The following is a 14,869-nucleotide window of genomic DNA, read 5'->3' as shown; positions in this document are numbered from 1 at the left end:
AAAATAACAGACTTTTTTACAATAAGTAGAAAGCGAGGAATACGAAAACCCAAACCAAATCTACAAAGTGCCAGTAGAGTCCTACTTTTTCTACCATTTCATAATGTCCGCGTCTTTGATAAACTCCTCTTAAAGTCTGAACGAAGATGATTACATTGATTACTACCCCTGAAAAAACGTGAAACCCGTGAAATCCGGTGATCAGGAAAAATAACTGACCAAATGCCGGTGGTCCGTGAGGATTGTGAAAAAGTGTGGTTCCATGACTGATCAAGTGTGTCCATTCCCAAGCCTGACAGCCAAGGAATGCTGCCCCTCCTAAAATCCCCAGGAACATCCATTTTGCGACACCGCTTTGATTCATCATGTGCCCTTCCTGAACAGCACGTACTACAAACACACTACTCAAAATGAGTATGAAGGTCATAATACTGACGAAGCCTAAAGGAATATTCCATCCCTGTAAAAAAGGCATAGAGTTAAAAACTAAGTTGGGATCAGCCCAGACATCACTGCTAAACCGGATTGCGCCATAAGAAATGAGCAGAGCTGAGAAGGTAAAGGCATCTGAAACCAAAAAATACCACATCATCAGCTTACCATAGCTCACCGAAAATGGGGATTTTCCTCCTTTCCATTGCTCTTGGGCAGTAGCTCCTACTGTAAGCGTTTCTGTTGCCATTGAGTTGCGATTGTATTAAATTATTACAATAAATTCAGTTAAATAATCAATATAAATTCTTTCAGGCGGGCAAATTTACCTAAAAAAATAAAAAAATACGAGTAAATAAACCCAAAGAATTCCTACAAAATGCCAATATCCGGATAACATTTCAATTGGCAGGTTTTTTTCAGTATTGATTTCTTCCAAAAGTTCTTTGACAGGGTCAGGTTTCGGAAGGGCTTTAATAAAAAAAATAGTTAAAAACAAAATACCCCCTAATACGTGTGCTGCATGAAGCCCTGAAATCACATATACAAAAGAACCGGAAGGGTTGCCTCTCAACAATATGCCGTAGCTTGCAAGTTGCATCCATGAAGCATACTGCAAAATGATGAATAAAATCCCTAAAAGCAAAGTTAGTCCTATGAGATTTTTATAGGCAATCTTGTTATTTTGCTTAAATGCTTTTTGAGCGAATATGAGCGTCAAACTGCTTAAAGCTATTACTAAGGTGCTGATATAAAATAAAGGAGGTAATTCAAAGGCAAGCCAGTTCCCGGCAGCTCTTCTTACAATAAAAGCACTGGTAAGCCCCGCGAACATCATAATGATGGTCCCTATACCCAACCAAAGTGCAAACTTCTTGGGGTGTATTCTTTCAGGCTGTTTCAGTGTTTTAGCGTGCATTGTTACACTTTAATTCTTGGCGTAGTTTTATAAATTTAAAAGACCAAATCAAGCACCATTGCAACTTGCAATAGCGGGAGATACAAAATTGAAGCAATCATCACTTGTAAAGCATGCCGGCGATCATTATTTCTGACTAAGTTGATGCCGGAAAATAAAAACATCAAACCTAATATCAACGCTACTGCTGCAAAAACATAGCTAAAGATTCCCAATATGACAGGATACAGTGTTAACAGTATCAGGAAAAAGATGTATGCAGTAATTTGTCTCGAAGTTCGACCGCTTTTATCATCAGCTCCCGAATGAAATTTAAATCCAGCTTTGGCATATTCATCAGCACCAAGCCATCCAATTGCCCAAAAATGGGGAAATTGCCATAAAAATTGAATGCTAAACAAAAGATAGGCTTCATAACCTAATGATCCGGTAGCAGCAGTCCATCCGATTAAAGGGGGAAGCGCGCCGGGAATAGCACCTATTGCCACCGCAATATTTCCTACTCTTTTTAAAGGAGTATAAACAAATGAATAAAGCAGCAAAGACAAAACACCAATAAAAGCGGTAAGGCTGTTAAAAAAATAACTCAAAATGACTGCTCCTATTACACCGTTAATGCCAGCAATCAGCAAACCTTCAGTTGCACTCATTCGCCCGGCTGCAACAGGTCTGTTTTGTGTTCGAACCATCAGCTTGTCGAAGTCTTTTTCCAAAACCTGATTGATAGCATTTGCTGAGCCGGTAATAAAAAAACCGCCCAAGCCAAGTAATAACAAACTGAGGAATTCAAAGTTACCAATTGTAGCGAGACTATACCCCATCAAAGCTGAAAAAACAACAGTCAAATTAAGTCTGAATTTTACCAATAAAGCATAATCTTTTACCCTCTCTGCCATTAAAGCAAAAAAGTCGGAAAGAGATATATCTTTAACTGGAATCATATTAACAGTTTATCGGTTTGTATAGATTATTTTTGGATTTTAACGAATTAGCCTACGGTTTGTGTATCGTAGGCTAATTCGTTGGTTGTATTATATAAAATGAACTATGCTTGCTCGTTATTAGGTTTATCCTTCCAGATCTGATTATCCGGAAGGTGTTGTGGAACATAGTCCAATCCTCCTTTACCATATTCATAGGGTCCACGGTAAACACTTGGGATAGCACCGGGCCAGTTGCCATGTCCGGGAGCCATCGGAGTTGTCCATTCCAAAGAATTTGAATGGTAAGGATTTAGGGAGGTCATTTTCTTGCCGTAGAGGGCGCTGTGAATGAAATTAATGATAAAAAGAAACTGTGCAAAGAAAACCAGAAGCGCGGCAAGTGTAATAAATACATTCAAGCTACTATAAACATCAAAAGTTTCAAAGTTGCTGAACTGGAAGTAGCGGCGTGGAACACCGGTCATTCCAAGATAGTGCATCGGCCAGAAGATGCAGTAACTTCCGATAAAGGTTATCCAAAAGTGTATATAGCCTAAAGTGTTGTTCATCTGTCTGCCGTTGAACAGTTTAGGAAACCAATGATAAACACCCACAAAAAGTCCGAACCCTGCTGCGAGCCCCATTACAATATGAAAGTGTGCAACAACAAAATAAGTATCGTGAAGCGGAATGTCTAAAGCTGAGTTACCTAAATAGATACCGGTTAAACCTCCGGAAATAAACAAAGAAACAAAACCGATTGAAAATAAAGTATCAGGCGTAAAATTGATATTTCCTCGCCAAATAGTTCCAATCCAGTTAAAAACCTTGATTGCTGAAGGTACCGCAATTAAAAGAGTGAACAACACGAAAATTGAGCCTATGAATGGGTTCAGTCCTGAAATAAACATGTGGTGTGCCCACACAAGAAAGGCCAAAACAGTAATTGCCAGAATGGACATCACCATTGCTGAGTAACCAAAAATCGGTTTCCGGCTATTGGTAGCCAAGACATGGGATACCATACCCATTGCAGGTAAAATCACGATATAAACTTCAGGGTGTCCTAAAAACCAGAACAGGTGCTGAAACAAAATAGGGCTTCCTCCCTGCAGTAACTCGCCTGCTGCATTGGTAAGTGGTTGACCGCCGATATAGATATCTGAAAGGTAAAAACTTGTGCCTAAATGGCGGTCAAAAAGCAGCAATATAGCTCCTGAGAGAAGAACTGGAAAAGACAATACCCCTAAAACTGCGGTAAAGAAAAAAGCCCACATGGTCAAAGGCATACGCATCATGGTCATACCTTCGGTACGCATGTTTAAAATGGTTGTAATATAGTTCAAACCTCCAAGCAATGAAGATACAACAAACATTGCCATACTCAACAACCAAAGAGTCATACCAAATTCAGAACCTGTACTTGCCTGTGGTAAAGCACTTAAAGGTGGGTAAGCTGTCCAGCCTCCGTCAGCAGGACCTGTTGATATAAACAAGGAAACCAACATGATCATCCCTGCTAAAAAGAAGAACCAATAAGACAACATATTCAAGAAAGGAGAGGCCATATCTCTTGCTCCTATCTGAAGAGGTATGAGTAAGTTACTGAAAGTTCCACTCAACCCTGCAGTGAGTACAAAAAATACCATGATTGTACCGTGCATGGTAACTAATGCATAATAAAAATTGGGAGCTAATTTCCCACCTTCTGCCCACTTACCTAACAAATATTCCAGGATAGGGAAAGATTCATCAGGCCAAGCTAATTGCAACCTAAACAAGACAGAAAATAATACCCCTATAAAGGACCATATTATACCTGTGATTAAAAATTGCCTGGCAATCATTTTATGATCCTGGCTAAAGATGTATTTGCTTATAAAACTTTCTTCATGATGATGTTCATGTTCATGGTGGTCATGGTGGTCATGAACATCAATTTTTATTTCAGTTCCGCTTTCAGTGATAGCCATAACTTACTTTGCTAAAGGTTTAAAAAACTGTTGGATAAAAAAACGATTCAACCGGTCAGTTATATTTTTGAAGTTTTAGATTTCTGCGCCTTATCGCTGTCTGGTTGATTTTCTATATTTCCTGTTCCCGTTTTTTCGGGAGTCGTAGTTTTATTTAAGCCCAATTTAACATAAATTGGTTGCTGTTGGGCTTTCCATGCATTATAATCAGCTTCATCGTCAACAACAACGACTTTTCGCATATTAAAATGTGCCTGTCCGCATAACTCAGCACAAGCCAATTCATAGTTAAAGTCGGGGTTATTGAGTTCCTCCCGCATTTGTTTGGTTGTTTTAGTTGGTGTAAACCAGAACTGAGTTGGAATACCGGGAACAGCGTCCATTTTTACCCTGAAATGAGGCAGATAAAAACTATGCAGAACATCAATAGCATTGATGCGAACTAATACAGGCTGACCTAATTTAATATGCATTTCGTCTGCAATGAAGTCATCATGATTGGCAGTATCTTCCCAATCCAATCCAAGTGCATTGTCTCCGCCTATTAACTTGACCGATTTTTTGCCAATTTTATTATCTTCTCCACCATAACGGAGGGTCCAGAAAAACTGTTGCCCGGTAGCTTCTATCTCAACTGCTTCCTGTGGTGCAGGGCCGGTAATTTTGTACCAACTTCTCAATCCTTCATAAACCAAAAGAATCATTACAACAGCAGGAATTGCAGTCCAGATCAATTCTAATTTATTGCTTCCCGGAAAGTAGTATGCGGTGTTTGTGCCATCTCTTCTGTATTTGAAAGAATACCAGAACAAAGCAATATGGGTAAGGAAAAATACAGGTACTGTCGCAACTAAAGTCCAAAAAAACATGTCACGCAACCACACTCCATGCTCGGAAGAAGGAACAGGTAAATATAGAGGTGCATAGTGAAAAGTTGACCAAACAGAAGCGATAGTTCCAAAAATAAGGAAAAACAGAAACATCCTGCCATTAAACCTATTGGCATTATGCATAGCTTCTTCCTCTCCTTTAAGAGCAATAATCATCTCATTCGTCTTTGCTAACTGAAAGATAATAAGCAAGACAAGTGCTATAATCAGCAGACCTAATGTTGTTGTTAACATAGTATATCGTTAAGCGCGAAATTCAATAATTAAGAACAGATTTGAAACACCAAAAAACAATCAAATACTATTATAAATTTTTTTTACAGGGAGCCCAATTTTTTAGGTATGATAAACCCTGCTTTCTTTAAGAAACGGATGGTTTACAGGGGTTAAAGATTGTTTAGACAAGTTATACAACATTAAATAAACAAACAAACCGGCAAATGTTAACAACAATCCGACTTCATAAAGTCCTATTCTTACTACTTCTGCATGTTCGGCATGATGTCCGTCAGGTGCAGCATGATTGTCGGCAGCGTGTGCCATATTGGCAAAAGCTCCCGGCATTGTCATTTGATAAAAATCAAGCCAATGGCCAAAGATAATAATGAGCGCAGCGCCAATCATAATACTATGGGAACGATCTCTTTTAATATTTCTGGTAATTAACAGGAAGAAAGGAGTCACAAAGTTCATCAACACACATAACCACATCACCACCGGATAATTGTCAATCCTGTATTTAAAATAAAGGGTCTCTTCGGGTATATTGGCATACCAAATCAGCATAAACTGAGAATAGAACAAATAAGCCCATGCAACACTAAACCCAAACATAAACTTTCCTAAATCGTGAAAATGCTCATCGTTTACTCCTTGTAAATAGCCGTTTTTAGTAAGATATACCAAAACAAGCATCATGAACGATATGCAAGTTACAAAAATACTGATAAAGTTATACCAACCAAACAAAGTACTATACCAATGAGGCTGAATTGACATGATCCAATCCCATGAAGAAGTTGAGCTGGTAACCGCATAAACAACAATAAAGATGGCAGCTATATATTTACTGGTTTGATACAATTGTCTTCCTTGTTGTCTTGTTCCTAAGTCGCTTTGAACAGAATTCCGGCGAAGCAGCCAAATTAACCCTGTCCAAATAGCAATATAAGCTACAGCACGCCCCAAAAAGAAACTTACATTCAGAAAACTTCGCTTGCCATCTAAAATAGCATCGTAAGAAGGGCTGTTTGGATCATATAATTCTTCGTGCGACCAATGATAGATATGATGCATTCCAAAAACCAAAATAAGAATCATGAGTACGCCTCCAATAGGAACATACATCATCATCGCCTCCGGAACCCGTCTAAAAAGCGTAATCCATCCACCATAACCTACAATATGGGTTGAGAGGAAAAATGCGGCAACTAAGCCAAGCATCAGAAAAAACACATTATTATATAGTAATCCTGTCCAAAGTCGGGTAGGGTTATCTAAGTTCATAAATGCGCCTAATGCCGTAAGCACAATTCCTGCAATCAGCAAAATTAAGGTGAACCTTTTTGCTTCTCCGGTAATGGTATATTTTTCGTTTACCGTGCTCATTATAATAATTTTCGGTTAATTTTTATGCCTTATAAATTAAAGTACTCTGAATTCAGTACGACGGTTCATTGCTCTTCCTTCTTCGGTAGTATTTGGTGCGGCCGGTTTTGTAGCGCCAAAGCCTTTGAAGTCAAGACGGGTCTTGTCAATACCTTTGCTGACCAAATAGTCATACACAGCTTTTGCCCGCTCAGTGGACAATGTTTGATTAGCTGCAGCATCACCTTGATTGTCGGTATGACCGTCAATCTCAATTTTCATGGCAGGCTTGCTGTTTAATAATGCAATCAGTTTATCCAATTCTATATTTGATTCAGAGCGCAGGTTGAATTTACCGGAAGAATAAAATACGTTGTTTAGTTTAACTACTTCACCGGCTTTAAGTTCTCTTGCCTGAGCTGTAATTTTATCCAATTCAGATTCTACAAAAGTAACCGGGGCTTCAACTGAAGCATCTGTCATGCCTGTTGTTCCCGAAGCAGGAAGTTTTGGGAAGTTCATTCCTTTTGTATAAGACTTATTTTGTCCGGTAATAGCGGCCAACACATCTTCAATTGTGGCTTTGCTTTGTACTGCCAAACTGTCGTTTGCTAAAATATGTGCCGCCTGCAACTGTTTAATATATGAAATGACTTGCCACCTCTCGTCTTTATTCAGTTGCCCGGCATAAGAACCCATCAGGTTTTTTCCGTGCTGAACAGAATGGAACATTTTACCTTCGCTTAATACTAAAATACGATCTTCAAAATAAGAGGGAGGAGGTGCAGGGTATTTTCCATTGCTGACAATAAATCCTTTGCCGTCTCCTTTATCTCCATGGCAAATTGCACAGTTCACCGTATATAGTGCTTTTCCTTTTTCTGTTATCTGAGCATGGACTTTGTTGTAAGGATTGACCAATTCTGCACCTGCTGCTTCATATCCTTCGGGAGTATCCGGATAATGATAAGGCATATATCCTCGTGGGATTGTACCTTTTACCGGTTCTCTTGCCGATTTTCCATCAGTAAACAGATTGACCATTTGTCCGTCAACCATAACTGGTCTGCTTGGCGTGTAGTATTCATACGCAACAGAATGTGCCATGTCGGGCATATATTCACGACCGGTAAAGTCTCCTCCTGCCCTGCATCCTGCAAAGAACAAAACTATAACCGCTGTTACAAAAAATAGAATAGTATGTTTATGCATTTCAAATGCTTTTTTCGTTATCCGAGTCTTTAGTTAATGATGATGGGCATGTTCAGTAATTGAACCTCCATCTTGTCTGAAAAGATTAGGGGCTAATTCGTTTTCCATTTCCTTGACATATATTTCTTCGGCACCACTTTCTTTCATCAACCTGGTGATGTTGTTGATATCAGCTTCTTCGTGATAGCGTTTAAGACAAAAAGCCATTACAAACTTATCGTCGGTTATCCGGGTATCTACAATTTCGGCTTCTTTCAATACAGAAAACCCATTACGTAAATAGTAAACAACCGTCATGCCGACCGATGCAAAAAGTACGGTCAATTCAAATCCAATCGGACCATAAGCAGGAAAACTGAAAAAGGGTTTTCCACCTACAATCACCGGCCAATCTATTGCCATTGTATAAGACATAACAGACAGAGCAGTCAGTGTTCCGATAGCACCGAATACAAACCCTATGGTATGAAGCCGGGTGTCTTGCAAACCCATTGCTTCATCCAATCCATGAACCGGAAACGGAGTAAAAACTTCATGAATTTTATAGCCGTCTTTGCGAACTTTAGCTACCGCATTCAACAGCACATCATCGTCGTTATATACTCCAACTAAATATTTATGTTTCATTACTGCTTGTTTTTGATGCTTGCTTTTTGTGAAACCTATTTGTTATTTATCGTCTTTATCAAGCGCTCCTGCCAAATTGGCTCCTCCACTGTAAGATTTTTCTTCTTCGATTTTTTCTTTTTCTGCAATAGCCTTAATATGCTGGTCGCCGGCTACTTTTAAGATAGCCTTCACTTCTGCAATTGCAATAACCGGTAAGTAGCGGCAGAAAAGAAGGAAGAAAGTCAAAAATATACCTATCGTTCCGACAAAAATGCCTACTTCCACCAACGTCGGAGAGTAATAAGTCCAACTTGAAGGGATATAGTCGCGGTGTAGTGAAGTAACAATAATCACAAAACGCTCAAACCACATACCTATATTGATGAAGATAGACATGATAAAAGTAACAATCACACTACGGCGTAATTTTTTGAACCAGAATATTTGCGGTGACAATACATTACAGGTCATCATAGACCAATAAGCCCACCAATAAGGAGCAGGTTCAACGCCTAACATTGGGCCGAATATGAAAGGATCTGCCACCCTGTTCCGTATAAATACCCATTGCTCATAAACATTTCCCGAATACCAGGCAACAAAAAATTCAGTGATATAGGCAATTCCGACAATCGAACCGGTCATGACTATAATTTTATTCATTGATTCTATGTGGGCAATCGTAATATAGTTTTCGAGGTTCATCACTTTTCGGGCAATAAGCATCAGGGTTAAAACCATCGCAAATCCAGAAAAAATAGCCCCTGCAACGAAATAAGGAGGGAAAATAGTGGTATGCCATCCGGGAATAACAGAAGTAGCAAAGTCAAAACTTACGATAGAGTGAACTGAAAGAACCAGAGGAGTTGATAATCCTGCCAAAACAAGGCTTAATGATTCAAAACGCTGCCATTGTTTCGCGGTGCCTGTCCATCCAAAACAGAGGCGGGCATAAATTGCTTTAGCCCATCCTTTTGAGCGGTCGCGAATAGTAGCGATATCCGGTAAAAGGCCTGTGTACCAAAACAAAAGAGAAACCGTGAAATAGGTACTGATGGCAAATACGTCCCAAAGTAGCGGAGAGTTAAAGTTAGGCCAAAGGATACCCCTTGTGTTGGGATATGGAAAGATGAAAAATCCGAGCCAAATCCGACCCATGTGAATTAAAGGGAATAAACCGGCACACATGACCGCAAAAATTGTCATTGCTTCTGCTGCACGGTTCACTCCGGTTCGCCAGCGTTGTCTGAACAACAATAAAATTGCTGAAATCAGAGTACCGGCGTGACCAATACCAATCCACCAAACGAAGTTGGTAATATCCCATGCCCAGTTTACGGTTTTATTTAAACCCCAGACACCAATGCCTTTCCAGATTGTATAAAGAATGAGCAAAACACCCATGGTTGCAATTGCTCCCGAAACAAGAAAAGCAATCCACCAAAGACGGGGTGGTTGTTCTATACTCCGGCTTATGTCTTCTGTAATATTGTGAAGAGATTTGTTGCCGGTAATTAAAGGTTCTCTAATGGGAGAAGTATAGTGCATAACAAAAAACTGTTTTTTTCTACAAATAAGAAAAGCTAAACCTTGGCTTTTACCTAATGAAGGTCAATTATCCTTGATGTTTATCTACTTGAGACTGATTTTCTTCATCCATTGCTTCACGATTGCGGATCTGGGTTAAATAAGCTACTCCGGGAAGCACATGTAATTCTTCTAACAAACGGTAGCTGCGCTCGTTAGCAGTTAAAATTGAAACCTCTGTCGTTGGGTCATTGACATCTCCAAAAACAATAGCATCGGCAGGGCAAACTTGTTGACAAGCGGTTTTAATTTCACCATCCTGCAACTTGCGATTTGCTTTTTTAGCTTCCAATTTACCTTCCTGAATGCGTTGAACACAGAAACTGCATTTTTCAATTACTCCGCGGGAACGAACTGTTACATCGGGATTGAGGACCATGCGGGTTAAGTCTTCCAACATGATATGCTCATCATTATCAAAAATTGTGTTTTTGTAAAAGCTGTCTGCGCCCTGATAATCGTACCAGTTGAAACGGCGAACTTTGTAAGGACAGTTGTTCGCGCAATAACGGGTACCGATACAACGGTTATACGCCATTTGATTGATTCCTTCGCTGCTGTGGTTAGTTGCTGCAACCGGGCAAACGTTTTCGCAGGGAGCGTTGTCGCAATGTTGACACATCATAGGCATAAACGTAACATCCGGATTTTCCATATCTCCCGAATAATACCGGTCAATACGCATCCAATGCATTTCATGTGCCCTGACTACTTCCTGAGCTCCGACTATCGGGATATTGTTTTCGATATTACAAGCAGTTACACAGGCATTGCACCCCACACATGTATTTAGATCTATTGACAAACCCCAATGTAATCCTCGCGTATAAAGTTCGGTGTGGGGGCCATACTCATTGTCTTTTCCGTAAAGGGTAAAGAAATATTCGTCCTGATTTTCTTTCAGTTTCTTGCTGATATGATTACCTGCCCATTTGTCTTTCTGATAGGTGAGTAAATTTGTTTCCCGAATGAGAGGACGTTTGTTTTTCCCTACCCCTGTATCATCAATAGTATGATGGGTTTGAGTTCGGGGAAGTTCATAACGACCGCCAACTTTTTCGATACTTACTCCGGAAGAAACGGTATAGGTAAAGTGTTTGCCATCAAAGCCGACAAAAGGAAATGCATTTTTACCGACATTACACTGCGGAACTCCGGCTCGTGTTCTGCCATATCCCAAAGAAATAGAAATTGTATCTGCTTTTTGACCGGGTTGGAAAACTATGGGGAGTTGAACAGCATAATTGCCTGCTTTAACTTCAACCATATCATGTTCTTTCCAGCCTTTTTCGTCTGCCATTTTTTTAGAAACAGCAACAAAATTATCCCAGCATACTTTTGAAATCGGGTCGGGTGTTTCCTGAAGGAAAGGATTGTTGGCATATCGTCCGTCGCCCATCAGCACACTTTCATACACCACCAATTTTAATCCTGAATTGCCGGCAGTTTGAGAAATAGCCTGTACAGCAGCATTGATATCACCTGATGCAGGAATACTGACTGCATTGACAGTTCCTGTTTCGGTTTTGGTCTCTTGTTTACCGGATTCAATGGCTCGGTTGGCATACATGCCTCCAATTACCCCAACGGCAGTTTTGGAAGGGTTATTTACCTCAAAAATTCCGTCGTGCAAAGATTTGTCCCAAAACGAATCAAAACTGTTTAAAAGACTTTGCTTGGGGAAAATATTTTGCTGCCAGTTACTGCGAAGATAATCGTAGTATTGGGCTTCATTGCCTGACCATCTTAGCAAACTTTCCTGTGCAGGACGAGTATCAAACAACGGTGCAATAGTGGGTTGTGTAAGACTGTAACAGCCTTCTTTTACTTCAGCATCGCCCCATGATTCCAAAAAGTGATTATCCGGACATAGATAAGTTACATGTTCAGCAGTTTCGTCAATCCGGTCGGACATAGAAACCGTCAACGCAACTTTTTTCAATCCGCTGATAAATTTCTCACTTTCCCGATAATTATAGGCAGGATTTGCACCACTAAGTAGAATGGCTGCACCTACTCTGCCTGCATTCATCTCTTCGACTAAATCAACCATCGCTTTATCGTTACCCTGATAAAGTTTGTATGGACGGTTTAAATCTATGGTGTTGCCATAATTGCCCAACAAGTTGTTGATGGCATTAACGACCATTTGAACATTGGCATTTTTTGAACCACAAACCACCAAAGATTTACCTTTATTAGCACTAAGATCGGCAGCAACTTTTGAAACTGTTTCCTGTAATTTTGGATCTAAAGTTACCGTAGCACCGGTTCCACCCAAGGCTTTTAGTAGCGCAACTGCCACTGTGCCTTCTTCATCAGGACTTACCGTAATCCGATTATCAGCCTTTCCTCCTGTTATGGTCATCGTCGCTTCAAATTGCCAATGTTTAGACATTTTTGGCTCATCTTTGTCAGCAATTTTGCGATTTTTAATGTATTGTTTGGTAAATTCGACTGGCGAAACCCAGGTTCCTAAAAAATCTGCACCGATCCCAACGATCACATCTGCCTTACTAAAATCATAAGAAGGTATCACTGACTTACCAAACATTTGTTCGTTGGCCGTTGTGATGCTGTTGTATGAAATAGCGTCAAAAACTACATGTTTGGTATTGGGAAAACGAACTTTAAAATCATCAATAGCCTTCAAAGTTGTCGGGCTTGCGATGCTATCTGAGATGATCGCAATAGATCCGCTTGCTGAAGCTAATTTCTGCTTAATTTCCCCATCAATGGTTTTCCAATCAGCAACTTCACCATCCTTTTTTGGAGACAGACTTCTGGACCCGTCATATAAGCTGACTACGGCAGCTTGAGCGCGAGCATTTGTAGCACCTTGTGTAATTTCCGACAAAGGATTGCCTTCAATTTTTATTGGTCTTCCTTCGCGGGTTTTTACGAGAATACTGCAATAGTCATTGCCACTTAAAAATGAGGAGGCATAAAAATTGGCAATACCGGGAACTAATTCTTCAGGTTTGATGGCATAAGGAATTGCCCGTCTTACGGGTATCTCGCAACTGGCAGCTATGGCAGCGGCCGTAACGCTGAACCCTAAAACTTTTAGAAAATCCCGACGGGTGGCTGTGTTTTCATTGACAACATTACCCAACTCATTTAAAATGGGTAAATCTTCGGGAAATTCGTTGCGTTTTTCTTGAAGGAATTTTGAGTCTTCGTTCAATTCCTCGAAACCTTTCCAATATTTCTTGTGCTGCATGTTGCTTTATATCTTAGTGATTCCGACTATTTCTAAGCGAAAATATGATTTAAAAGTTGGCTGAGTATTCTATTATAAATTGCTGCATTTTAACAGCAAACAATGTTGTTTAATTAATAATGGCATTTTTGACATTCCAAACCGCCAATATCTTCTACGGTTACCTGTTTTACTTTTCCTGATTTCAACCCTTCATGCAGTTTCTCATAAGATTTGTAAAACTCATTGCCTCCAAAGTTGACACTTGTTTGGCGATGACAATTCACACACCACCCCATTCCTAAAGTTGAATGTTGTCTTAACACTTCCATTTCTTCGACAGGGCCATGACAAGTCTGACAGGCTACACCACCTGCTGTAACGTGTTGTGAATGGTTAAAATATACATGGTCGGGCAAATTATGGATACGAACCCACTCTATCGGTTTTTCTTCATAGTCAGGTTTGTATTGCATTTTATCAGGGTCCCAACCGACGGCATCATATATCTTTGCAATTTCGGTAGTTCCATATACAGGGCCTTGAGAAACTGCCTTGTGACAATTCATACACAAACTTGGAGAAGGGATAACCGCAGATTTTCCTTTTGCAGCCCCCGAATGGCAATACTGACAATCTATTTTATTAACTCCTGCGTGCAACTGATGTGAAAATTTGATGGGTTGTGCAGGAGCGTAGCCTTGTTGTCTTCCTAACTTGGTAGCACTGTCAACAGTTGCATATCCGAGAAAAATCAGAACTACCAAAGAAAGTAAGGCAATCATTTTTTTACTGAACAGTACTTTTCCAAGTGGAATTGAAACCGGAACAAGCTGGCCCATTCTTTCCCGCATCAAGTTGCGCAAAGCATCTGAAATTCGGGTTAAAATCAATAAAACAGCGAGTAAAACAACGGCTATAATAACCAGAAAAATAGTAATTGTATGATCACTGCCTCCGGTAGCAGCACCTGCTTCTCCTGTTGGGGCCGCAGCTACAGCAGCAGGGGTTTCGGTTTCTACCTTGATATAACTAAGAACAGCATCAACGTCGGCATCAGACAAGCTGAAAGCAGGCATCACCGACTTATTGAACTCGTTAAATATGGCAACTGCTTTCGGGTCATTAGCTTTAATTAATTCCTGCGAATTTTTAATCCAGCTTAGTAACCATGCTCTATCGTATTTATCATATACGCCGGCCAATGCAGGACCTACTAATTTTTGATTGATTTTATGGCAACTTGTACATTGTGATGTAAAAATGGTTTGTCCTTTCTTATATTCCTCTCCACTTCGAGGATCACCATCCTGAGCCTGAACAGACAAACCGGATAACGATAAAAAGAACAAGCAAATGATTAAATCGAACAGCCTTTTGTTAAGCATATTAATTTATCTATTTAGAGCTGCAATATTAATGGAAAGTCAAAAACTTATGTTAATATTAGTTAAGAACCTTTTTTGACGGTGCAAATTTATGGATTAAAACCATAAAAAAAATATTGCCCTAACTTTTTTTCGTTCTTTAGACAA

The 14,869-nt window shown here is 39.8% G+C and carries 11 protein-coding genes; all 11 read right to left on the bottom strand.

Features of this window, described 5'->3' with window-relative positions; translation table 11 throughout:
* Positions 1 to 16: 16 nt before the first annotated feature.
* The 11 genes from IPM47_09130 to IPM47_09080 all read right to left on the bottom strand — a co-directional run bounded on the left by IPM47_09130 (position 17) and on the right by IPM47_09080 (position 14,722).
* Positions 17 to 682 carry a cytochrome c oxidase subunit 3 gene (locus tag IPM47_09130; GenBank protein ID QQS31060.1) on the bottom strand — a complete coding sequence of 222 codons (666 nt, stop codon included), beginning with the start codon at positions 680 to 682 and terminating at the stop codon, positions 17 to 19.
* A 75-nt stretch (positions 683 to 757) separates the two neighbouring features.
* A complete protein-coding gene (locus IPM47_09125) occupies positions 758 to 1,351 on the bottom strand; it encodes a cytochrome c oxidase subunit 3 (protein QQS31059.1) in 594 nt (197 codons plus the stop codon).
* A gap of 35 nt (positions 1,352 to 1,386) precedes the next feature.
* Positions 1,387 to 2,292, bottom strand: a complete 906-nt coding sequence (cyoE, locus tag IPM47_09120; GenBank protein QQS31058.1) for a protoheme IX farnesyltransferase — start codon at positions 2,290 to 2,292, stop codon at positions 1,387 to 1,389.
* Between the two features lie 104 nt (positions 2,293 to 2,396).
* On the bottom strand, positions 2,397 to 4,247 hold the full coding sequence (locus IPM47_09115) for a cbb3-type cytochrome c oxidase subunit I (GenBank protein ID QQS31057.1): 1,851 nt from the start codon (positions 4,245 to 4,247) through the stop codon (positions 2,397 to 2,399).
* Positions 4,248 to 4,306: 59 nt separating this feature from the next.
* Positions 4,307 to 5,371 carry a cytochrome c oxidase subunit II gene (locus tag IPM47_09110; protein QQS31056.1) on the bottom strand — a complete coding sequence of 355 codons (1,065 nt, stop codon included), beginning with the start codon at positions 5,369 to 5,371 and terminating at the stop codon, positions 4,307 to 4,309.
* A 102-nt stretch (positions 5,372 to 5,473) separates the two neighbouring features.
* Positions 5,474 to 6,745 carry a quinol:cytochrome C oxidoreductase gene (locus tag IPM47_09105; protein QQS31055.1) on the bottom strand — a complete coding sequence of 424 codons (1,272 nt, stop codon included), beginning with the start codon at positions 6,743 to 6,745 and terminating at the stop codon, positions 5,474 to 5,476.
* Between the two features lie 36 nt (positions 6,746 to 6,781).
* A complete protein-coding gene (locus tag IPM47_09100) occupies positions 6,782 to 7,936 on the bottom strand; it encodes an OmpA family protein (GenBank protein QQS31054.1) in 1,155 nt (384 codons plus the stop codon).
* A gap of 33 nt (positions 7,937 to 7,969) precedes the next feature.
* On the bottom strand, positions 7,970 to 8,563 hold the full coding sequence (locus IPM47_09095; protein QQS31053.1) for a DUF3341 domain-containing protein: 594 nt from the start codon (positions 8,561 to 8,563) through the stop codon (positions 7,970 to 7,972).
* Positions 8,564 to 8,605: 42 nt separating this feature from the next.
* Complete coding sequence (gene nrfD / locus IPM47_09090; GenBank protein QQS31052.1) at positions 8,606 to 10,093, bottom strand: polysulfide reductase NrfD; 1,488 nt, start codon at positions 10,091 to 10,093, stop codon at positions 8,606 to 8,608.
* Positions 10,094 to 10,160: 67 nt separating this feature from the next.
* Complete coding sequence (locus tag IPM47_09085) at positions 10,161 to 13,355, bottom strand: TAT-variant-translocated molybdopterin oxidoreductase (protein ID QQS31051.1); 3,195 nt, start codon at positions 13,353 to 13,355, stop codon at positions 10,161 to 10,163.
* Positions 13,356 to 13,468: 113 nt separating this feature from the next.
* On the bottom strand, positions 13,469 to 14,722 hold the full coding sequence (locus tag IPM47_09080) for a c-type cytochrome (protein ID QQS31050.1): 1,254 nt from the start codon (positions 14,720 to 14,722) through the stop codon (positions 13,469 to 13,471).
* Positions 14,723 to 14,869: the final 147 nt, after the last annotated feature.

The sequence above is a fragment of the Sphingobacteriales bacterium genome (assembly GCA_016700115.1).
In the GTDB taxonomy this organism is placed as follows: Bacteria; Bacteroidota; Bacteroidia; order Chitinophagales; family UBA2359; genus UBA2359.
This window is presented reverse-complemented; position numbering and strand designations above follow the sequence as displayed.